Origin of the sequence: Verrucosispora sp. WMMD703 (assembly GCF_049178935.1) — a bacterium.
Lineage (GTDB): Bacteria > Actinomycetota > Actinomycetes > Mycobacteriales > Micromonosporaceae > Micromonospora > Micromonospora sediminimaris.
On the sequence record NZ_JBMHMM010000004.1, the window covers coordinates 2,358,654 to 2,380,704 of the forward strand.

At 70.4% G+C, this 22,051-nt stretch carries 15 protein-coding genes and 1 pseudogene; 3 read left to right on the forward strand and 13 right to left on the reverse strand.

Going from position 1 to position 22,051, the window contains the following annotated elements:
* Positions 1 to 16: 16 nt before the first annotated feature.
* The 4 genes and pseudogenes from ACN26Z_RS11350 to ACN26Z_RS11365 all read right to left on the reverse strand — a co-directional run bounded on the left by ACN26Z_RS11350 (position 17) and on the right by ACN26Z_RS11365 (position 5,454).
* Entirely contained in the window at positions 17 to 1,096 is a 1,080-nt protein-coding gene (locus ACN26Z_RS11350) for a lipid II:glycine glycyltransferase FemX (RefSeq protein ID WP_282239263.1), read from the reverse strand.
* A 31-nt stretch (positions 1,097 to 1,127) separates the two neighbouring features.
* Positions 1,128 to 2,216, reverse strand: a complete 1,089-nt coding sequence (locus tag ACN26Z_RS11355) for a DegT/DnrJ/EryC1/StrS family aminotransferase (protein ID WP_348774978.1) — start codon at positions 2,214 to 2,216, stop codon at positions 1,128 to 1,130.
* A 241-nt stretch (positions 2,217 to 2,457) separates the two neighbouring features.
* Positions 2,458 to 2,889 carry a hypothetical protein gene (locus tag ACN26Z_RS11360; protein WP_282239261.1) on the reverse strand — a complete coding sequence of 144 codons (432 nt, stop codon included), beginning with the start codon at positions 2,887 to 2,889 and terminating at the stop codon, positions 2,458 to 2,460.
* 101 nt (positions 2,890 to 2,990) lie between these two features.
* Positions 2,991 to 5,454, reverse strand: a pseudogene (locus ACN26Z_RS11365) (Tex family protein).
* Between ACN26Z_RS11365 and ACN26Z_RS11370 the strand changes: the two are divergent.
* Positions 5,453 to 6,964 (forward strand): deoxyguanosinetriphosphate triphosphohydrolase family protein, encoded by a 1,512-nt coding sequence (locus tag ACN26Z_RS11370; protein ID WP_421461102.1) that lies wholly within the window; start codon positions 5,453 to 5,455, stop codon positions 6,962 to 6,964. The pseudogene ACN26Z_RS11365 and the gene ACN26Z_RS11370 sit on opposite strands and share 2 nt — an antisense overlap.
* Positions 6,965 to 6,999: 35 nt before the next feature.
* Here ACN26Z_RS11370 and ACN26Z_RS11375 read toward each other — a convergent pair whose 3' ends face one another.
* The 6 genes from ACN26Z_RS11375 to ACN26Z_RS11400 all read right to left on the reverse strand — a co-directional run bounded on the left by ACN26Z_RS11375 (position 7,000) and on the right by ACN26Z_RS11400 (position 14,043).
* Positions 7,000 to 8,151, reverse strand: a complete 1,152-nt coding sequence (locus tag ACN26Z_RS11375) for an MBL fold metallo-hydrolase (protein ID WP_421461105.1) — start codon at positions 8,149 to 8,151, stop codon at positions 7,000 to 7,002.
* A 51-nt stretch (positions 8,152 to 8,202) separates the two neighbouring features.
* On the reverse strand, positions 8,203 to 9,210 hold the full coding sequence (locus ACN26Z_RS11380; RefSeq protein WP_421461107.1) for a serine hydrolase: 1,008 nt from the start codon (positions 9,208 to 9,210) through the stop codon (positions 8,203 to 8,205).
* Positions 9,211 to 9,303: 93 nt separating this feature from the next.
* A complete protein-coding gene (locus ACN26Z_RS11385; RefSeq protein ID WP_421461110.1) occupies positions 9,304 to 10,485 on the reverse strand; it encodes a zinc-dependent alcohol dehydrogenase in 1,182 nt (393 codons plus the stop codon).
* Positions 10,486 to 10,652: 167 nt separating this feature from the next.
* A complete protein-coding gene (locus ACN26Z_RS11390) occupies positions 10,653 to 11,414 on the reverse strand; it encodes a succinate dehydrogenase/fumarate reductase iron-sulfur subunit (RefSeq protein WP_421461112.1) in 762 nt (253 codons plus the stop codon).
* Entirely contained in the window at positions 11,411 to 13,348 is a 1,938-nt protein-coding gene (locus ACN26Z_RS11395; protein WP_421461114.1) for a fumarate reductase/succinate dehydrogenase flavoprotein subunit, read from the reverse strand. The genes ACN26Z_RS11390 and ACN26Z_RS11395 overlap by 4 nt, the downstream gene beginning before the upstream one ends.
* Before the next feature lie 2 nt (positions 13,349 to 13,350).
* Positions 13,351 to 14,043, reverse strand: a complete 693-nt coding sequence (locus tag ACN26Z_RS11400; protein WP_275415496.1) for a succinate dehydrogenase cytochrome b subunit — start codon at positions 14,041 to 14,043, stop codon at positions 13,351 to 13,353.
* A gap of 77 nt (positions 14,044 to 14,120) precedes the next feature.
* Between ACN26Z_RS11400 and ACN26Z_RS11405 the strand changes: the two genes are divergently transcribed.
* Positions 14,121 to 15,053 (forward strand): LysR family transcriptional regulator, encoded by a 933-nt coding sequence (locus ACN26Z_RS11405; RefSeq protein WP_421461117.1) that lies wholly within the window; start codon positions 14,121 to 14,123, stop codon positions 15,051 to 15,053.
* Between the two features lie 157 nt (positions 15,054 to 15,210).
* On the opposite strand, the gene hrpA is transcribed toward ACN26Z_RS11405, so the two are convergent.
* A complete protein-coding gene (gene hrpA, locus ACN26Z_RS11410; protein WP_421461120.1) occupies positions 15,211 to 19,269 on the reverse strand; it encodes an ATP-dependent RNA helicase HrpA in 4,059 nt (1,352 codons plus the stop codon).
* Between the two features lie 136 nt (positions 19,270 to 19,405).
* On the opposite strand from hrpA, the gene ACN26Z_RS11415 reads away from it, so the two are divergent.
* Positions 19,406 to 19,786 (forward strand): cytidine deaminase, encoded by a 381-nt coding sequence (locus ACN26Z_RS11415; protein WP_421461121.1) that lies wholly within the window; start codon positions 19,406 to 19,408, stop codon positions 19,784 to 19,786.
* A gap of 220 nt (positions 19,787 to 20,006) precedes the next feature.
* Here the strand turns inward: ACN26Z_RS11415 and ACN26Z_RS11420 are convergent, their stop codons facing one another.
* Both ACN26Z_RS11420 and ACN26Z_RS11425 read right to left on the reverse strand, forming a co-directional pair.
* On the reverse strand, positions 20,007 to 20,900 hold the full coding sequence (locus ACN26Z_RS11420) for an endonuclease domain-containing protein (protein ID WP_421461122.1): 894 nt from the start codon (positions 20,898 to 20,900) through the stop codon (positions 20,007 to 20,009).
* Positions 20,901 to 21,314: 414 nt separating this feature from the next.
* The gene (locus ACN26Z_RS11425; RefSeq protein ID WP_421461124.1) at positions 21,315 to 21,965 is read right to left on the reverse strand and encodes a hypothetical protein; all 651 of its coding nucleotides are present in this window, start codon (positions 21,963 to 21,965) and stop codon (positions 21,315 to 21,317) included.
* Positions 21,966 to 22,051: the final 86 nt, after the last annotated feature.

The following is a 22,051-nucleotide window of genomic DNA, read 5'->3' on the forward strand; positions in this document are numbered from 1 at the left end:
TCCTTCGTGGCGCGTTTCATGTTTGCGGAAGAGGTTGCCGATACTCGGGGAAGAAATCGGGTTGTGGACTCCAGCCCGGGTCTCGCCGTCGGGCTTCGGCAATGTGCGCCTGAGTCAACGCGTCATACCGCGACTGGTCCAGCACCCGGGACCCGGTTGAGAACGTCAGCAGATTCTGAGGCGCGAAAGACTTCTTGTAGCGGAAGATGCCGTCGTCCGGGGCGTACCCGCCACCAAGGAGGAAGCGCCGCTGGCCATGGTGATGGCCCCACCGGAAAATCTCGTACTTGAGCAGGTCGTTCGGGCGTAGGTCGAACGCTTCCTCGTCGGTGCCGCCAAGGAATGAGTACATGTTGCGACTGGAAATTAGGACGAGTTCGGTCGAGATAACTCGACCCTGGTGCTGTGCATGGAAGAAGATTGCCTGACCGGGCAGGTCTCGCAGCAGTGTCTCGAAGAAGTCTCGCGGAAAGTGGTAGAGTTCCCCTGCGCCTCGGCGTCGCATCGTTGTCTCATAGATGCGCAGAAAGTCGTTGAGCCGGTCACCCGTTTCGTCGACCTCGACGACGACGCCGTTACGCCGAGCCTTATTCACATTCTTTCGGACCTTGTGTTCGAACTCCATCCACATCTGTTCCGGTGGTGTGTCGAGGTTGCGCACCACATTAGTCAGCCGCGGTTGGACGTTCCCGGGATGCGGGAGGATCTGTTCGGGATAGATGTGAAGCCGACAAAACTCGCTCACTACCCGGCGAGAGTGGCAGTACTTGTCGAAAGAAATCCAGAACGCCTTCGCCTCAACCTCGTCGACGTTCTGTTGGAAGGCTCCTCCGCTACCGCCGTAAGGACTCGTGATGTCGTGAGACAGCGGATCGTCCCGGAGATGCGTTGCGTCCACGGGTCGCAGCAGGAACGGGTAGAGAATGAAGCCGTCGCGGGTCCGTGCGTACGCCGCTAGGGGTTCGTCCTGCTCTCGGGCGAACAACCGCACATAGCCGGGGTGGGCGCACACCTCTCGGTCCGGCCAGGCTGCGTGAACCTTCTCCCACCTGGCCGTATCGCGTGGGTGACGGGCGTTCCAAATTTCCAGCTTCATTCCTGCACCATTTGATCAACAAGAGGTACGGTCATCGGCGGTCGAGGAACTCCTCGATCGCAGCGGCAACCCGGCCGGCGTGGCGGTCAGTCATGGCAGAGCCACTGGGTAGGGTGAGTCCATCTGCGAAAAGTCGCTCTGCGGCCCCGGAGAGGACGCTGCGGGCTCCGGCGAAGACCGGTTGCAGGTGCATGGGCTTCCAGATCGGCCGGGTTTCGATACCGAACGCGTCTAGGAACCGGGCAAGATCGACAGCGCGCCACCCAGCTGCTGCATGATCGACCACGATGCTGGTGAGCCAGCAGTTGGCGCCTGTGTCAATGTCGGCGAGTATCCGGACACCCGGTACGGCGGCAAAGATCTTCGCATAACGCTCGCGGTGGGCTCGGCGCCTGGCGAGCATCCCGTCCAGGCGACGTAGCTGTGCCCGACCCAGGGCAGCCAGCAGGTTACTCAGCCGGTAGTTGTAGCCGATGTCGGTGTGCTCGTAGTGGGGTACCGGCTGACGGGCCTGAGTGGACAGGTAACGGCACCGGGCGACAAGATCGGCATCGTCCGAGACCAGCATTCCTCCACCAGAGGTGGTGATGATCTTGTTGCCGTTGAACGACAGCACAGCCGCCCGTCCAAAGGAGGCTGCTGGCCGGCCGTTCCGGACCGCACCGAGGGCCTCTGCGGCGTCCTCCACGACCGGTACCGCCGATGCCTCGCAGATGGGCAGGATGCGCCCGTAGTCGGCACAGGATCCGAACATGTCCACGGGCAGCACTGCGGCAACTCGCCGGTTGGCGCGTCGAAGTTCACGCAGTGCTCGTTCGAGCAGGTCCGGGTCCAGGTTGCCCGACTCGGGCTCACAGTCAACGAAGGCCGGCTCGGCTCCGGTGTAGGCGACCGCGTTAGCGGTGGCGATGAAGGTCAACGTAGGCACCACCACGACATCGCCCGGCCCCGTGCCGAGGGCCGACAGGGCAAGATGCAGCCCGGCCGTGCCGGACGTGAGCGCGACGGCGTGCTTTCGACGCACCCGTGCGGCGACTTCGCGTTCGAAGGCTTCAAGTTCTGGGCCGACAGGTGCCACCCAGCCCGACCGTAATGCGTTGAGGAGGTACGACTCCTCCAACGGGCCGACGTCCGGGGGTGAGAGCAGGATGCGCTCCTTCGCACCTTCCGGTCGTCGACCGGTGTCCTCGTATACCGCCATCGCCCGCCCCCGTCCGTCCCGCTTGTCGCGGTTGCTTCCGAGGAGGTCAACGACGTAGCTGGCCGTCGGTGTTGCCCTTGTGCAACGAGAACAGGTTCTCGCATTATGTGGCCCGGTTTATGTGCTTATCGTGCGTAGCTCGGCGACGTGCGAGGTTCGGCTAGCCCCAGTCGTCGCCGGCGTCGAGACGTCTGGTGAGCATGTCACGCAAAGGCATCGACTCGCCGTCGCGGCCACCGCGCCCAATGATGAGCGGTGCTGCGGCTGGCTCCGCAGCGGCACCGAAGAAACGGGCACGCAGGCTCGCCGGCACGGTCAACAGATAAAAATGTCCCTGCGGGTCGACCGCACGGATCCGAGACCGGTCCACGTACCAACCGGTGAGTCGGGTGCGATAGCGGGCACTTCCGTCGTAGGAGCGGGCGACAAGTCTGGTCGTGCGTAGCCCCCGTCGGGTCGCCTCTGCGGCGAACCACGCCACCAACTCGGCCGCTGCGGCCTGCTCGGTAGCCCGCTGGCGGGCATCAGCCTCGGCATGTGCTCGGACAGCCCGACGCTGGTGCTCCCGCCACTCACCAGGATCGTCGGCCACGACGGCCACGATACGCCGGACTGAGGACCCGGTTGCCTTGGGACGCTGCCGAGCCGACGCTGGTGTGTCCGCGAAGGCGTCAGCTCGGCATCGCGAAACGGTTAGGCCAGTCCGGCGCGGCGCAAGGCCTCCGCCATGGCGTCGTTGGTCGGCATCGGCGTTCCGGCACCGCGCCCCTGGCGCGGGCCGCTCCGCGAGCCCCGCTCACCGCGTTGCATATCGCCCTGCCGACCCTGCGGTCCGCCGCCCTGGCCGGCCCGCGGTCCTCCCCGGTCCCGGCGAACTCTGTCGCCCTGGGGGCGGCTCGCGGTAGAGGCATCGTCCTCCAGCCGTAGGGTCAGCGAGATGCGCTTGCGCGGCACGTCGACGTCCAGCACCTTGACCTTCACCACGTCGCCGGACTTGACCACGTCGCGGGGATCCTTCACGAAGGTGCGGGACATCGCCGACACGTGCACCAGGCCGTCCTGGTGCACCCCGACGTCGACGAACGCGCCGAACGCGGCGACGTTGGTGACCACGCCCTCCAGCACCATCCCCGGCGTCAGGTCACTGATCTTCTCCACACCCTCGACGAAGGTCGCCGTCTTGAACTCCGGCCGTGGGTCGCGGCCCGGCTTCTCCAACTCGGCGAGGATGTCGGTGACGGTGGGCAGGCCGAACGTGTCGTCGACGAAGTCGGTGGCGCGCAGCCCCCGCAGGATGGCGCTCTTGCCGATGATCGAGCGCAGGTCCTGACCGGTCGAGGCGAGGATCCGGCGTACCACCGGGTACGCCTCGGGGTGCACGCTCGAGGAGTCCAGCGGGTCGTCGCCGCCGGGGATGCGCAGGAAGCCGGCGCACTGCTCGAACGCCTTCGGGCCGAGCCGGGCCACCTTCTTCAGCTCGGCCCGGGTGCGGAACGGGCCGTTGGCGTCCCGGTGCAGCACGATGTTCTCGGCCAGCCCGGCGCCGATGCCGGAGACCCGGGTCAGCAGCGGCGCGGAGGCGGTGTTCACGTCCACGCCGACGCCGTTCACGCAGTCCTCCACCACCGCGTCCAGCGACCGGGAGAGCTTCACCTCGGACAGGTCGTGCTGGTACTGCCCGACCCCGATGGAACGCGGGTCGATCTTCACCAGCTCGGCGAGCGGGTCCTGCAGCCGGCGGGCGATGGAGACCGCGCCGCGCAACGACACGTCCAGGCCGGGCAGCTCCTGCGCGGCGTACGCGGAGGCGGAGTAGACCGACGCGCCGGCCTCGGAGACCACCACCTTTGTCAGCTTCAACTCCGGGTGCCGCTTGATCAGGTCACCGGCCAGCTTGTCGGTCTCCCGGCTGGCGGTGCCGTTGCCGATGGCGACCAGTTCGACCCCGTGCGCCGCGGCGAGCGTGGCCAGGGTGTGCAGGGAGGCGTCCCACTGCCGGCGCGGCTCGTGCGGGTAGATCGTGTCGGTGGCGACCACCTTGCCAGTGGCGTCCACCACCGCCACCTTCACGCCGGTACGCAGGCCCGGGTCCAGCCCCATGGTGGGCCGGGCGCCGGCCGGCGCGGCCAGCAGCAGATCCCGCAGGTTCGTGGCGAAGACCCGGACGGCCTCCTCCTCGGCCGCCTGCCAGAGCCGCATCCGCAGGTCCGCGCCGAGGTGGATGAGGATGCGGGTACGCCAGGCCCAGCGGACCGTGTCGGCGAGCCAGCGGTCGGCGGGCCGCCCGGCGTCGCTGACCCCGAACCGGCCGGCGATGGCGGCCTCGTAGCGGGTCGGCCCGGTCACCGCCGCGTCGGCGTCGCCCTCGGCCTCCGGGTCCATGGTCAGGTCGAGTACGCCCTCCTTCTCGCCCCGGAACATGGCCAGGATGCGGTGCGAGGGCAGCTTCGGGTACGGCTCGGCGAAGTCGAAGTAGTCGGCGAACTTCGCTCCGGCGCTCTCCTGTCCCTCGCGTACCCGGGACACCAGCCGGCCCCGCGACCACATCTGCTCGCGCAGCGTGCCGATCAGGTCGGCGTCCTCGGCGAACCGCTCGATCAGGATGGCCCGCGCCCCGTCCAGCGCGGCGGCGGCGTCCGCCACCCCCTTGTCCGCGTCGACGAAGCCGGCGGCGGTCGCGCGCGGATCCTGGGTGGGGTCGCCGAGCAGCGTGTCGGCCAGGGGCTCCAGCCCGGCCTCGCGGGCTATCTGCGCCCGGGTCCGCCGCTTCGGCTTGTAGGGCAGGTAGATGTCCTCCAGGCGGGACTTCGAGTCGGCCGCCATGATCTGCGCTTCCAGGGCCTCGTCGAGTTTGCCCTGGGAGCGGATGGACTCCAGCACCGCCGCGCGCCGCTCGTCCAGCTCGCGCAGGTAGCGCAGACGCTCCTCCAGGGTGCGCAGCTGGGTGTCGTCAAGCAGGCCGGTGGCCTCCTTCCGGTACCGCGCGATGAACGGCACGGTGGCACCACCGTCGAGCAGCTCCACGGCCGCGCGTACCTGGCGCTCGGCGACGCCGAGTTCCTCGGCGATCCGCTGATGAACAGAGAGGGTCACGTTGTCGCTCCGCCTTCGGGTGTGGGTTCCGTGGTGCATTCTGCCGGGCTACCGTGGCGATCATGGAACCACCTGCGGACCCCCGGGCGCGCCGACTCTTCGGCGGCAGCGCGCGGGCCCTCGGCGACCTCGCCACCAGCCCGTTCCGGGCCGACCGGGACCGCATCGTCGGCTCGCCGTTCTTCACCCGGCTCGGCGGCGTCACCCAGGTGGTCAGCCCGGGCGGGTCCGGGCTGCTGGTGCACAACCGGCTCACCCACAGCCTGAAGGTCGCCCAGGTGGCCCGGGCGATCGCCGAGCGGCTCACCGCCGACGACCACCAACGTGACCTGGTGGAGAAGCTCGGCGGCTGTGATCCGGACGTGGTGGAGGCCGCCGCGCTCGCCCACGACCTCGGGCATCCGCCCTTCGGGCACCTGGGGGAGCGGGTGCTGGACCGGCTGGCCCGGCACCGGCTCGGCCTGACCGACGGGTTCGAGGGCAACGCCCAGTCGTACCGGATCGTCACCTCGACCGAGATCCGGGGTGCGGCGACCACCGGCCTGGACCTGACCGCCGCGGTGCGGGCGGCGATGCTGAAGTACCCGTGGACCCGGCTGGACCATCCCGACCCGCACCCCCGGACGATGGATCCGCCGCCGCGCGGCGCGACCCCGCCGCCCGACGACCCAAACAGCGGCTCGCTGAAGTTCGGGGCGTATCGCACGGAACTGGACGACCTGCGGCAGGCGCGGGCACCTTTCGCCGGGCGGATCGCCGACTGGCAGCAGACCGTCGAGGCGTCGGTGATGGACACCGCCGACGACATCGCGTATGCCATCCACGACGTGGAGGACTTCTACCGGGTCGGGGTGCTCCAGCAGGGTGCGGTGGCCGCCGAGCTGATGGCGTGGCAGCGCGAGGGCGGTCATCTGCGGGCGATCACCGATTCCGCGTTGGCCACCTCGGCCCGCCGGCCCGGCTCGTCGATCGAGCGGCTGCGTCGCCAACTGCACCACAAGGACGCCTGGATCGCCGACGACGAGGCGTTCGCCGCCGCCGTCGAGCACGTCCGGGAGGAACTGGTCGAGGGGCTGCTCGCGTTGCCGTTCGACGGTTCGATCGAGGCGGAACAGTACGTGGCCCGCTTCTCCGCCCGCTGGACCACCCGTTTCGTGGACGCGATCACCGTCGTCGAGCAGCCCGCCGTACGCTCCGGGCACGTGCTGCTGGCCCCGGCCCAGTGGCACGAGGTGCAGGTGCTCAAGTTCGTGCACCACCGGTTCGTGCTGGCCCGTCCCGACCTGGCTCTGCACCAGCGGGGGCAGGCCCGGCTGCTCGACACCCTGGTCGACGCCCTGCGGGAGTGGCTGCTGGATCCGGAGGAGGAGTCCCGGCTGCCCCGGCGGTTGCACGACCTGGTGGAGCTGGCCGAGGCGGAGCTGCACCCGCGCACCACCGACCGGATCGGCAAGGCGCGCGGCCGGGCCATCGTGGATTTCGTCGCCCAGCTCACCGACGGCCAGGCGGTGGCGATGCTGGACGCGCTCTCCGGCCGCTCCGGCGCCCTCTGGACCGACGCCTTCGTGCTGTGAGGCGGTCGGCTCGGGCCCGTCAGGGCAGGGGTGGCTCAGGCGATGGCCTGCCACCAGCCGTCGACCGGCGGCGGGTCGTCGACCACCACGCGCTCGCCGGGGCGCGGCACGGCCAGCCGCACGTCGCGGGCCTTCGCCTCGGCCCAGAGCCGGTCCACCGGCTCGGACCAGTCGTGCAGGGCGAGGTTGAACGTGCCCCAGTGCACCGGCAGGAACAGTCCACCGCGCAGGTCCAGGTGGGCGGCGACCGCCTCCTCCGGGAACATGTGGATGCCCGGCCAGGCCCGGTCGTACGCGCCGATCTGCATGAGCGTCACGTCGAACGGCCCGTGCGCGGCGCCGATCTCGGCGTACCCGCCGAAGTAGCCGGAGTCTCCGGTGTAGTAGACCCGGCGCTGCTGGCCGGCCACCACCCAGGAACTCCACAGCGTGCCGTTGCGGCGCAGGCCCCGGCCGGAGAAGTGCTGGGCGGCGGTGCAGGTGATCTCCAACTCGGCCACCCGGTGGGTCTGCGACCAGTCCAGCTCGATGATCCGCTCCGGCGGGACGCCCCAGCGGTCGAGGTGGGCGCCGACCCCGAGCGGCACCAGGAACGGCGCCGACTGCCGGGCGGTCAGTTCCCGCACCGTGCCCATGTCGAGATGGTCGTAGTGGTCGTGCGAGATCAGGATCGCGTCGATTCGGGGCAGTTCGTCGAGGCGTACCGGGGGTTCGTGCAGTCGACGCGGGCCGACCGCCGTCGACGGGGAGCACCTGTCGCTCCACACCGGGTCCAGCAGCACCCGCTTGCCCTCGATCTCGATCAGGGTGGAGGCGTGGCCGTACCAGACGATGTTCAGCTCGCGCGCCGGGTCGATCCCGGTCTCGGCGGCCGGTCGCAGCAGCGGCACGGGTGCGCCCGGCCGACGCTTCTGCTTGCCGAAGAGGAGTTCCCGGAACAGGTTGCGGTCGGAGACGGGCACCATCGTGCGGGTGTCCGTCCGGTTGTGGAAGACGCCGTCGCGGAACTGCGGTGACCTGGCCGCCCGTTCGGCGCGGGCGCCGGCCAGCCGGCCGCCGATCGCCGCCGGCACGTTCCGCGCGGCCCAGGCCGCTCCGGCGAGCCCGGCCAACGCGGCCAGGCCCGCCACCGACCCGGTGATCCGCCGACCGGTCGTCCGTCCACTCGGCTTGTTCGGCGCCCGCATGGTCCCCCCTCGGTTGATCCCAAGGCCCACGTTAGCCGTCACCGGCCGGGTTCAGCCGCCGTTGCTGGGGCGGTACGTGTGCTTGCGGTGGGTGGTGCCGGTGCCGCCGAAACCGGCGCTCAGGTCCATGACCCGCCGGCCCCACCGGGCCCGTGCCTGCACGGCGGGGTGGGTGGCGCCGAAGTCGTCCGCGCCGGCCTGCCCGTCGGCGAAGAGGGCGTACGTGACAAGTGGCGCGCCGGCAGTGTCGAAGATCACTCCGGCTTCGTGTCGGGCGTCGACGAACCAGCCGGCCTTGGTGGCGACGCGGGCCCGTTCGGCGGAGGACATCTCACGACGTACCCCGTCGGTGAAGGCCACCGGCGAGCGCAGCAGCCGCAGTACGCGATCGGTCGAGGCGGGGGAGAGCAGGGTGCCGGCGACAAGTGCCCGCAGCAGGTCGTGCGTCTCCCGTGGGGTGCTGGTGCCCAGGTAGAAGCGGTTCGGGTTGGCCACCGGCTGCACCTGGGTGTTCGGGAAGCCCTTGGCGACCAGGATCTGGTTGATCTCGGCGGCCGGGCAGACCAGCCCGCAGAGCCGTACCGCGGTGTCGTCGGAGACGGTCAGCAGGTTCGCCAGGACGTGGCCGACGGTGACCAGGCTGGGGTAGGCGCCGTCCAGGCTGAAGATGCCGTCCCCGCCGGTCACCACGATCGCCTCGGTCACCTCCACCTGGTGGTCGAGGGTGAGCAGGCCCCGATCGACCTTGTCCAGCACCGCGACCGCCACGGCGATCTTGTTGACGCTGTACGCCTCGATCCGCAGGTCCGCCGACTCGTTGACGGCGACCAACGGCCCGTCCGGGCCGGCCAGACTGACGTACGCCTGCCAGTTGCCGCCGGCCCGGGTGCTCTCCCGCTGGAAGACGGTGGCGATGCGGGCGGCGAGCCGTTCCCGGTCGCGCGGCCCGCCTGCTGTGCCCGCCTCCTCGGCGGGGTCAGCGGCGGCGGGCACTCCGGTGCCGAGCACGGTGCCGGCCGTCGCCACGGTGCCCAGGCCGAGCGCGGTCCTGCGGTCCATCCGGATGGTCACTCGTCTCTCCCATCGGTCCCCTGGTGTGTCCACGACACACCCTAGGCCGAAGGATCGACGTAGGTGATCCCGTCGATGGGCTCACGGGGCGAGAACGACCTTCATGCAGCCGTCCTGCTTCTTCTGGAACATCTCGTACGCCTGCGGCGCCTGCTCCAGTGGCAGCCGGTGGGTACGCAGGTCGGCCACGCCGAGCGGGTCGTCGTCGGTGAGCAGCGGGATGATCTCGTCGGTCCAGCGCCGCACGTGGCACTGACCCATCCGCACCTGGATGCCCCGGTCGAACATCTCCATCAGCGGCAACGGGTCGACCTCGCCGCCGTACACCCCGGAGATGGAGACGGTGCCCCCGCGCCGGACGCCCTTGAGCGCGGCCTTGAGCGCGACCAGCCGGTCCACCGCCACCTTGTCGATCATCGGCTGGGCGAGCTTGTCCGGAAGCAGCCCGGCGGCGGCCTGAGCCATCTTGCCCAGCGGTGCGCCGTGCGACTCCATTCCGACCGCGTCGATCACGGCGTCCGGCCCGCGTCCGTCCACCAGATCGATCAATGTGCCGGGCACGTCGTCGAGCTGGGAGATGTCCAGCACCTCCACGCCGTGCCGGCGGGCCATCTCCAGCCGCTCGGGCACCACGTCGAGGCCGATCACCCGGTCCGCGCCGAGGTGGCGGCCGATGCGGGCGCAGAACTGGCCCACCGGCCCCAGGCCGAAGACCGCGAGGGTGCCGCCGCGCGGGGTGTCGGCGTACTTCACCGCCTGCCAGGCGGTCGGCAGGATGTCGGAGAGGTAGAGCCACCGCTCGTCCGGACCCTCGTCCGGCACCTTGATCGGGCCGAACTCGGCGAACGGGACGCGAAGGAACTGGGCCTGCCCGCCGGGCACCGCACCGTAGAGGGAGGTGTAGCCGAACAGCGCGGCACCCTTGCCCTCGGCGGTGACCTGGGTGGTCTCGCACTGAGCGTAGAGCTGCCGCTGGCACATCCAGCAGGATCCGCAGGAGATGTTGAACGGCACCACCACCCGGTCGCCGGGCTTGAGCCGGGTCACCCCGGGCCCGACCTCCTCGACGATGCCTATCGGTTCGTGGCCGAGGATGTCGCCCGGCTTGAGGTAGGGCCCGAGGACTTCGTACAGGTGCAGGTCGGAGCCGCAGATGGCGGTGGAGGTGATCCGCACGATCGCGTCGGTCGGATCCTCGATCCCCGGGTCGGGCACCTCCTCGACCCGTACGTCCCGCTTGCCCTGCCAGGTAAGTGCCCGCATGCCGCCCCCTCGTCGCCGCCGTCCCCGTAGCTCACCTGCTACCCGCGACAACGCCCTTCAACCGACCTACCCCCACCCGCGGGGGTTGATCATGAGGTTGGCGGCAGTTTGAAGATCAACGACTGCCGCCAACCTCATGGTCAACGGGGGAAGTCCGGTCGGGGCGGTCAGGTGCCGGGGGTGTCGGCGTGGCGGGTGGTGGCGGCCAGGTAGTCGCGGTTGAGGCGGCCGATGGTGGTCAGCGGGATGCCCTTCGGGCAGACCACCGTGCACTCGCCGGCGTTGGTGCAGCCGCCGAAGCCGGCCTCGTCGTGCGCGTCGACCATGCCGATCACCCGGGTGTGGCGCTCCGGCTGGCCCTGGGGGAGCAGCGAGAGCTGGGTGACCTTGGCGGCGGTGAACAGCATCCCGGAGCCGTTCGGGCAGGCCGCCACGCAGGCGCCGCAGCCGATGCAGGCGGCGGACTCGAAGGCGGAGTCGGCGTCGGCCTTGGCCACCGGTACGGAGTGCGCCTCCGGCGCGCTGCCGGTGGGCGCGGTGACGTACCCGCCAGCGGCGATGATCTTGTCAAAGGCGTTGCGGTTGACCACCAGGTCCTTGATGACCGGGAAGGCCCGGGCCCGCCACGGCTCGATGTCGATGGTGTCGCCGTCTTTGAACTGCCGCATGTGCAGCTGGCAGGCGGTGGTGCCGCGCTGCGGACCGTGCGCGTCCCCGTTGATCATCAGACCGCACATGCCGCAGATGCCCTCACGGCAGTCGTGGTCGAAGGCGACCGGCTCCTCGCCGGAGAGGATGAGCCGCTCGTTGAGCACGTCGAGCATCTCCAGGAACGACATGTCCGGGGAGACGTCGTCGACCTGGTACTTCACCATCCGACCCTTGTCCTGGGGGCCGGACTGGCGCCAGATGCGCAGGGTCAGGTTCACTTGTAGCTCCGCTGCGTGGGGTGGACGTATTCGAAGTTCAGGTCTTCCTTGTGCAACACCGACGGCTCACCCGTGGCGGTGAACTCCCAGGCCGCCACGTACGCGAACCGGTCGTCGTCGCGCTGCGCCTCGCCCTCGGGGGTCTGGTGCTCGGCGCGGAAGTGGCCGCCGCAGGACTCCTCCCGGTGCAGGGCGTCGATGCACATCAGCTCCGCCAGCTCGAAGAAGTCGGCCACCCGGCCGGCCTTCTCCAGCGACTGGTTCAATCCCTCGCCGTTGCCCGGCACCCGGACCCGCTGCCAGAACTGGTCCCGCAGGGCGCGGATCTCGTCGATGGCCTTGCGCAGCCCGGCCTCGGAGCGCTCCATGCCGCAGTGCTCCCACATGATCTGGCCCAGCTCGCGGTGGAACGAGTCCACCGTCCGGTCACCGTCGATCGCGAGCAGCCGCTGGATGCGGTCCTCCACGTCGCGACGGGCCTCGACCGCCGCCGGGTGAGTCGCGTCGACCTTCTCGAACGGGCCGGCGGCCAGATAGTTGGCGACCGTGTTGGGCAGCACGAAGTACCCGTCGGCCAGGCCCTGCATCAGCGCCGAGGCGCCGAGCCGGTTCGCGCCGTGGTCGGAGAAGTTCGCCTCACCGATGACGAACAGGCCGGGGATGGTCGACTGGAGGTCGTAGTCGACCCACAGCCCGCCCATCGTGTAGTGCACCGCGGGGTAGATCCGCATCGGCACCTCGTACGGGTCCTCGCCGGTGATCCGCTCGTACATCTCGAAGAGGTTGCCGTACTTGGCCTCGATGGCCTGGCGGCCGAGCCGGTCGATGGCGTCGGCGAAGTCGAGGTAGACGCCGAGCTTCGTCGGGCCCACGCCCCGGCCCTCGTCGCAGACGTTCTTCGCGGCCCGGGAGGCGATGTCGCGGGGCACCAGGTTGCCGAAGGACGGGTAGATGCGCTCCAGGTAGTAGTCGCGCTCGTCCTCGGGGATGTCGCGGGGGGCGCGGTCGTCGCCCTTGGCCTTCGGCACCCACACCCGGCCGTCGTTGCGCAGCGACTCGCTCATCAGGGTCAGCTTCGACTGGTGGTCGCCGGAGACCGGGATGCAGGTCGGGTGGATCTGGGTGTAGCAGGGGTTGGCGAAGTACGCGCCCTTGCGGTGCGCCCGCCAGGTGGCCGTGACGTTGCAGCCCTTGGCGTTCGTGGAGAGGTAGAAGACGTTGCCGTAGCCGCCGGAGGCGAGCACCACGGCGTCGGCGAACTCCGTGGTGATCTCGCCGGTGACCATGTCTCGGACCACGATGCCCCGGGCCTTGCCGTCGACGACGATCAGCTCCAGCATCTCGTGCCGGGCGTACATCTCCACGTTGCCCAGGCCGATCTGTCGCTCCAACGCCTGGTACGCGCCGAGCAGCAACTGCTGGCCCGTCTGGCCCCGGGCGTAGAAGGTGCGCTGCACCTGTGCGCCGCCGAACGAACGGGTGTCGAGCAGACCGCCGTACTCGCGGGCGAAGGGCACTCCCTGGGCGACGCACTGGTCGATGATGTTGACCGAAACCTCGGCCAGCCGGTGCACATTCGACTCGCGGGAGCGGAAGTCACCGCCCTTGACCGTGTCGTAGAAGAGCCGGTGCACCGAGTCGCCGTCGTTGCGGTAGTTCTTGGCGGCGTTGATGCCGCCTTGCGCGGCGATCGAGTGCGCCCGGCGGGGGCTGTCCTGGTAGCAGTACGACTTGACCCGGTAGCCCTGCTCGGCGAGCGTGGCCGCTGCGGAGCCGCCGGCCAGGCCGGTGCCGACCACGATCACGGTCATCTTGCGGCGGTTGGCCGGGTTGACCAGCTTCGCCTCGAAGCGGCGACGTTCCCAGCGGGTCTCGATCGGCCCGTCGGGGGCCCTGCTGTCGGCGATCGGGTCGCCCTCGGTGAACAGATCCATGGTCAGGACACCAATCCGGTGAGTACGGCGAACGGGACCACGAGGTAGCCGGCGCAGAGCGCGACGGCGAATACCAGCGCCACCGCCCTGGCCCGCTGCTCGCCGCGCGGGGTCTGCTGGCCCAGGCTGCGCAGCGCGCTGAACACGCCGTGCCGCAGGTGGAAGCCGAGCGCGACGATCGCCAGCGTGTAGAAGGCGGTGACGTACCAGCGCTCCGGGGCGAAGTCGGCGACCACGTTCGCGTACGGCCGGGACGGGTCGCCGACCGGGTTCAGCGTGCCGGTGGTCAGGTCGAGGATGTGGTAGACCACGAAGAGCAGGATGATCACGCCGCCCCAGCGCATGGTCCGGGCCGCGTAGCTGCCCCGGACCTTCTTGCGGTGGGCGTAGCGCACCGGGCGGGCGGCGCGGGCGCGCAACGCCAGGACCGTGGCGGCCCAGATGTGCAGCAGCACCGCCGCCAGCAGGCCGACCCGTTGGATCCACAGGAACCCGGCGCTGGGCAGCAGCGGGACGCCGAGTTCACGCAGCCAGTGCGCGTAGTGGTCAAACGAGGACGCGCCCGAGAAGATCTTCAGGTTGCCCAGCATGTGGGCGATGAGGAACAGCACCAGCAGGATGCCCGTCACCGCCATGACGGCCTTGAGGCCGACATTGGAGCGGATGGGCGACCGGGTTCTCGTCGTGACTACCACTCGACCGACGCTAGGAGGACTTCGATCAGTCGTCCAATGCATCGACACCGCAGTCTTGATAGCCATAAGCTATGTAGATGCAGCTCCATCAGCTGAAGTACTTCGTCGCGGTGGCCGAAGTACGACATTTCACCCAGGCGGCCGACCTCGTGGGCATCACCCAGCCCTCATTGAGTAAGCAAATTCACGCGCTGGAGGACACCCTCGGCGCACCCCTGTTCGAGCGGGTAAGGGGCAACATAACCCTGACCGCGGCGGGGGAGGTGCTGCTGCCGTTGGCCAAGCGGATCCTGGCCGACGTCGAGACCGCCACCCGGGAGGTGCAGGAACTGGTCGGCCTGCGGCGTGGCCGGGTACGCCTCGGCGCCACCCCCAGCCTCGCCACCTCCCTCGCCCCGCCGGTGCTCCGCCGGTTCCGCGACGCCCACCCGACCGTCGACCTGCGGATGGAGGAGGGCGGCTCGCAGGACCTCGTCCGTGACCTGCTCCGGGGCGACCTCGACCTCGCGCTGATCATCATGCCCGCCCAGGGCATCGATCCCGGCCTACGGGCCGACCCGATCCTCACCGAGAGCCTGGTGGTCGCCTCGGTCGACCCGGTGCCCACCGCCACGCCCGGCGCCGACCTGCGCATCACCGACCTGCGCGACCAGCCGATGGTGATGTTCCGCGAGGGCTACGACCTGCGCGACGCCACCCTCCAGGCGTGCCGGGACGCCGGCTTCGAACCGACCCTGTCGGTCGACGGCGGGGAGATGGACGCCGTGCTCAGCTTCGTCGAGGCCGGGCTGGGCATCGCCGTGGTCCCCGGCATGGTGGTGGCCCGCCGGGCCGGCGTCCGCGTCACCCGGCTCGCTCCTCCGGGCGTACGCCGGACCATCGCGGTGGCTCGCCGCCGGGACGCCGTGCCCACCCACGCCGGCCGCGAACTACGCCGCATCCTGCTCGACTACGTGCACACCGCCACCGCCACCGCCCAACTCCCACCCGGCGTCGAACCCCTACCCTGACCCCCGCTCGCCCCGCCCCTGCTCACCCCGCCCTGCTCGGCGATCTTGCACTTTCCGTCGCGACAAAGCATGCCAAAGGGGGCGTATCGGCGACCAGAACTGCAAGATCGCGGGGGCGGGGGCGGGGGCGGGGGCGGGGGCGGGGGCGGGGGCGGGGTCAGGGGGTTTCGGCGTCGTCCATGGCGCGGTAGATGCGTTGCTCGGAGACGGGGTAGGGGGTGCCGAGGGCCTGGGCGAAGATGCTCACCCGCAGCTCCTCGATCATCCAGCGGATCTGGCGCACCGCCTGAGATGAGCGCCGCGCTGGGGGCAGGGCGGCGAGCAGCTCGTCGTACTCGCGCTGCACCACCGCGACGCGGTCCTGCTGCTGTTTGTCGCGCGCCGGGTTGCCGGGCAGCCGGTCCAGCCGCCGCTCGATCGCGGTCAGGTAGCGCAGCAGGTCGGGCAGTCGGGCGTACCCGGCCTCGGTGATGAAGCCGGCGTGCACCAGGCCGGTGAGCTGGTTGCGGACGTCGGCCAGGGCGGCCACCACGGCCAGGTTCCGCGTCGCGCCGAGGCGCTGCTGCACCGCGTACGCGGCGGCGAGCACCGCCCGGACCCGGTCCATCACCGCCACCACCGTGTCCACCAGCTCTGCCCGGACCTTCTCGCGCAGCGCGGCGAAACCCGCCTCGTCCCAGGCCGGTCCGCCCGCGTCGGCGATCAGCTTGTCGATCGCCGCGCCGGCCGCGTCCTCGATCAACGCCTGCACCCCGCCGTGCGGGTTGCGGGACAACGCCAGCTTCGCCTCGTTGGTCAACCGGCCCTGGAGGAACTTCGCCGGGGACGGCACGGTCAGCCGCAGCAGCCGACGGGTGCCGGCCCAGTGAGTGGCCTCCTGCTCGGCCGGGGAGTCGAACACCTTCACGCCGACCGTGGCGCCCTCGTCCACAAGCGCCGGGTAGGCGGTCACCGCGTAGCCGGCCCGTACCTGCTCGATGGTGCGCGGCAGCGTGCCGATCTCCCAGCCGGTCAGCCCTGATCGGGCCACCTCCGGCGCGGCGGCGGCCACCACCTGGCGTACCTCCGCCTTGAGCTGGCGTTGCAGGGCCGGCAGGTCCTTGCCCTCGGCTACCGGTTTGTCGTCGTCGCCGAGCACCCGGAAGGTGACCCGCAGGTGCGGCGGCAGCCTGCCCAGGTCCCAGGCATCCCTCGGCACGGTCACCCCGGTCATCCGCCGCAACTGTCGGGTCAGCGCGTCCAGCAGCGGTTCCTCGCCGGGTGTGATCGCGGCCAGCGCGGCGCGGGCGTAGTCGGGGACCGGCACGAAGTTGCGCCGTACCGGCTTCGGCAGCGACCGGATCAGCGCCACGACCAGTTCCTCACGCAGCCCCGGCACCTGCCAGTCGAAGCTCTCGGCGGGCACCTGGTTGAGCAACGGCAGCGGAATGTCCACAGTCACGCCGTCGGTCGCCGTACCCGGGTCGAACGTGTACGTCAGCGGCAACGCCACCCCGTCGGCCCGCCACTCGTCGGGGTAGTCGGCCTCGTCGAGCCCGCCCCGGCCCGCGTTGACAAGCAGCTCCCGGGTGAAGGTGAGCAGCTCGGGCCGCTCCCGGCGGGTCTTCTTCCACCAGCTGTCGAAGTGCCGCCCGGAGACCACGTCGGCCGGGATGCGCTCGTCGTAGAACTGGAAGATCGTCTCGTCGTCGACCAGGATGTCGCGTCGCCGGGCCCGATTCTCCAACTCCTCGATCTCGGTCAGCAGCCGCTGGTTGTCCCGCCAGAACTGGTGGTGGGTGGACCAGTCGCCCTCGACAAGCGCGTGCCGGATGAACAGCTCCCGGCTCAACGTCGGGTCGATCCGGCCGAAGTTGACCTTCCGGGAGGTGACCAGCGGGACGCCGAAGAGGGTGACCTTCTCGTACGCCATCACCGCCGCCTGTTTCTTCTCCCAGTGCGGCTCGCTGTAGCTGCGCTTGACCAGGTGCTGGGCGAGCGGCTCGACCCACTCCGGCTCGATCCGCCCGTTCACCCGCCCCCACAGCCGGGAGGTCTCCACCAGCTCGGCGGCCATCACCCAGCGAGGTGGCTTGCGGAACAACGCCGAGCCCGGGAACAGGGCGAACTTCGCCCCGCGCGCGCCCAGGTACTCGTGCTTCTGGGCGTCCTTGAGACCGACGTGCGACAGCAGGCCGGGCAGCAGCGACTGGTGCACCTTCGGTGTGTCGATTTCCTCCGGCAGGTCCGCGCCGACCTGGCGTCGCCCACCGCCGTCGGGCGCGCCGTCCGCGCCGCCCCGCCGGCCCCGTCCCCGGTTCCGGTCGTCAGGGGTACGCAGCACCTGGCGCAACTGGCTGACGATGTCCTGCCACTCCCGTACCCGCAGGTAGTTGAGGTACTCGGCCCGACACATCCGCCGGAACGCGCTTGAGGAGAGCGCCCGCTGCTGCTCCCGCAGGTACCGCCACAGGTTGAGGTACGCGACGAAGTCGGACTCGGCGTCGGCGAACCGGGCGTGTGCCTGGTCGGCCTGGGCCTGCTTCTCCGCCGGACGTTCGCGCGGATCCTGAATCGACAGGGCCGCGGCGATCACCATCACCTCGGTGGCGCAGCCGTTGCGTTCGCCCTCCAGCACCATCCGGGCCAGCCGGGGGTCGACCGGCAACTGGGCCAGCCGCCGGCCCAGGGACGTGAGCCGTCGGCTCGGCTCGGTCTCGGTCGGGTCGATCGCGCCCAACTCGTGCAACAGGTTCACGCCGTCGGTGATGTTGCGGCGGTCCGGCGGGTCGATGAACGGGAACGCGGCGATGTCGCCCAGCCCGATGGCGGTCATCTGGAGGATGACCGAGGCCAGGTTGGTCCGCAGGATCTCCGGGTCGGTGAACTCGGGCCGGGAGTCGAAGTCCGGCTCGTCGTAGAGCCGGATGCAGATGCCGTCCGAGGTACGCCCGCAGCGGCCCTTGCGCTGGTTGGCGCTGGCCTGGGAGATCGGCTCGATCGGCAGCCGCTGCACCTTCAGCCGCTGCGAGTAGCGGGAGATCCGGGCGGTGCCGGGATCCACCACGTACTTGATGCCCGGCACGGTGAGCGAGGTCTCCGCCACGTTCGTGGCCAGCACCACCCGGCGGCCGGAGTGCGGGGCGAAGACCCGGTGCTGCTCGGCGACGCTGAGTCGGGCGTACAGCGGCAGGATCTCGGTGCCGAGCAGGGACCGCTTGTTCTGCACCAGCTTGCCCAGCGCCTCGGCGGTGTCCCGGATCTCCCGCTCACCGCTGAGGAAGACCAGGATGTCGCCCGGCCCTTCAGCGGCCAGTTCCTCGACCGCGTCGCCGATCGCCTGGATCTGGTCGCGGACGTTCTCCTCGTCGGCTTCCTCCTCGTCGCCGTCGGCGACCTCGACAAGCGGCCGGTAGCGCACCTCCACCGGGTAGGTCCGGCCCGAGACCTCCACCACCGGCGCCGGCTCGCCGTCGGGATGCTCGACGGTCGGTGGCCCGGCGAAATGCCGCGCGAACCTGTCGGTCTCGATGGTCGCCGAGGTGATGATCACCTTGAGGTCGGGACGGCGCGGCAGGAGCTGCCGGAGGTACCCGAGAATGAAGTCGATGTTGAGGCTGCGCTCGTGCGCCTCGTCGATGATCAACGTGTCGTACTGGCGCAGCATCCGGTCGGTCTGCAACTCGGCCAGCAGGATGCCGTCGGTCATCAGCTTGACCAGGCTGTTCTCGCCCACCTGATCGGTGAAGCGCACCTTGTAGCCGACCACGTCCCCGAGCTCGGTCCCCAACTCCTCGGCGATCCGGTCGGCCACCGTACGCGCCGCCAGCCGCCGGGGCTGGGTGTGCCCGATCAGGCCGCCGATGCCACGCCCCAGCTCCAGGCAGATCTTCGGCAACTGGGTGGTCTTGCCCGAGCCGGTCTCGCCCGCCACGATCACCACCTGGTGGTCGCGGATCGCCGCGGCGATGTCATCCTTGCGCTCGCTGACCGGCAGGCTCGACGGGTAGGTGATCTTCGGCACCGCGGCTTTCCGCCGCTCCAGCCGACTTTCCGCCGCAGCCGTCTCGGCGACGATCTCCGCAAGCACCGACTCGCGTCGCTGCGGGTCGCGTAGCTTCCGCAGCCCGTCGAGTCGACGGCGCAGCTGACGCTGGTCGCGGAACATCAGCGGGGAGAGGCGACGCTGCAACTCCCGAACGGGATCGGTCGCGGCGGGTGAGGCTGGATTCTGCATGTCGTGGCCAAGGATAGGCAGCCGGTTGCCCGTCCGCCTCCTGGTTACCCGCGCCGTGCCCGGCCTGCTCGGGCCGGCTGCTCCGGCCGGTCTATCGTTGGGCGCCGGGCTGGGAGCGGGACACACGGGGACGGCGATGACGATGCGTGACACCGATCGGGCGCTGGTGCAGGCTGCCAGCGCGGTGGCGAAGCTGCGTTGCCGCAGCGCCACCCACACCCTCGCCACGGCGGCCCGTACCGCCGATGGTCGGGTGATCTCCGCAGTCAACGTGGTGCATGCCACGGGAGGGGCGTGCCCCGAGACGGTCGCGCTCGGCACCGCCGCCACCCAGGGCGTGGCAGAGCTGGAGACGATCGTCACCGTCGGCGACCGCGGCCGCTCCCTCGTCACCCCCTGCGATGCCTGTCGCCAGCTCCTGGCCGACCGTTATCCGGCCTTACGCGTCATCGTCGGCAACCCCGAGGACCCGAACGTCGTGCCCGTCACCGACCTGACCCCACCCACCCCCCGCTAGCCTGCCCGGCTCGCCGCCGTGATCCACAAGGCGTGCAGTTTCGGGGAAGATGTCGTTTCGACGCAATCGCAGGCAGCACCATCCCCGAAACTGCGCGGGTGACGCTTTGCGTGGCGGCCCCTGCGCGGAGGGTCTTGTAGGTGGGGTTAGTCCCAGCCGCTCCGCTCCGCTCCGCTGCGCGAAGCGGCCCTGGTCAGGAGGAAGTAGGTTTACCTCAGGGTTAGCGGGTGCGGGTGCGTACTGCCTGGCGGAGTTCGGCGAGGAAGCCGTCGAAGTCCTCGCGGAGCCGTTGTGCGGTCACGTGCAAGACGATCCAGCCCTCGCCGAGCAGACGGTTCAGGCGTTGCCGGTCGCGATGGAGTTGCTGCGGATCGTCGTGCCAGAGTCCGTCGTACTCGACCGCGATCTTGAGTTCCGGCCAGGCGAGGTCGACCCGGGCGATGAACCTGCCGTCGCGCTCCACCACGAACTGGGTGACCGGCCGGCGAACACCGGCCAGCACGATCCGCACCCGAAGCCGCGACTCCTGAGCCGACTCCGCGCCCGGGTCGGCCAGCTGTGCCACCCGAAGCATGCGTCTCCAGCCTCGGGCACCGCGACGGCGGTCCACCATTTCCCGCAGCTGATCGGCGCGCACCAGTCGTTGACCGAGCAGCCTGTCCACCACGACCACGGCCTCCTCCGGATTCAGCCACTGGGCCAAATCCCAGCAGGTGCGCAGCGGCGTGGTGACCGGCATGCCGGCGTGCGACACCACGTCGGCCTCGGCGATTTCGCCGGTGTGCACGACGAGACCGGCAACCGGCCCGAACCGGAGCCCTGTCGGCACAAGGATGTCGAGCGGTTCGGCATCCCCGATGAACCCGGCACCGAACAGTGCAGCGGCGCTCCGACCGGCGATCACCGCCCCGGGTGGCAGCATCCACCGCGCTGCGGCCAGGCACCGGGTGCGGTGCGAGATCGTGAGCTGTGCGTCGGCGTACACGTCCCGGAAGACCGGTCGCCACGCCCGGCTGCGTAGCTCACCCCGGGTCAGTAGCCCTCGGGCCACAGCGCGGGAACCACGGAAGAGGCGTCCACGCAGTTGCGGCGGACGCCGAGCAGATTTGGTCATGCCGTCCACCATGGACGACCGCAAGCACCGCCCGCCGCCCCTGTGGATAACCCCGCCGCCCCGTCGCCGCCCCACCCGCCCCGCCTCGCCGCGCCGCCTGCCGCCCTGCCGGGGCGCTACTGCTCAAGCAACTTCGGGAAAAGTGCTGCTTCCGGGTGCGTCGATGCGACACTTCCCCCGAAGTTGCTCATATTTTTACGGCACGGCACGGCACGGCACGGCACGGCACGGCACGGCACGGCACGGGGCAGCGCGGGACGGCGCGGCGCGGGACGGCGTGGGACGGCGCGGCACGGGGCAGCGTGGGGCCGGGCGGCGCGGGGGCGGGGCGGCGCGGGACGGCGTGGGACGGCGCGGCACGGGGCAGCGTGGGGCCGGGCGGCGCGGGGGCGGGGCGGCGCGGGGGCGGGTGGGTCAGGCGGCGGCGGACCAGATGGCGCGGAAGGCGGCTGCCTCGCCGGCGAGCCAGCTTTCGATCTCGTTGGGCCTGGCGTTGTCGGGCATCCGGTGGGTGATGCCCCGGCGCACGTCGACCAGGACCGGCTCGGCGTGCGGGAGCACGGCGTCCATGTGACGGGCGGTCAGGTGCAGTGCCGCCAGGGTCGCCTCCTCGCTGGGCGGGGCCTCGTCGAAGTGCAGGCGCACCGCCTCGGCGCGGCCGTCTGCGTACCGGATGCCGAAGTGGGGGTTGATCTTGATCGGGAGGTCGCCGAGCATGGCCAGCGCGTCGCGGGTCTGGGCCAGGTCGACCCCGGCGGGCTCGCCGAGCGAGTGCAGCCAGGCCGTCGCGCCGGGCACGAGCGACTGGTAGAGCGGGCGCCAGCGGGGCTTGACCACGTCGACCACCTGCGCCAGGTGGGTGCCGCCGGTGTGGAAGGCGATGTCGGCCTTGAGCGCCTTGACGAACTGGCCGTGTGGGTTGAACCCGGAACGGCTCGCCCGCTGCCGGCGCAGGCCGCCGACGAAGCTGGCCTTGGTCGGACCGGTGCGGTCGACGTACCGGGTGAAACCGAGGAGGGTTGCGTACGGCGTGAGGGGGGCGGAGACGGTCGCGGTCACGAGCATCCTCCCAGGTCAGGAACTCGATTAGTACATACATTCTAATCGACGACCCTGACATCGCCCAGGGCACGAAAGGGGCCGCCCGGGCA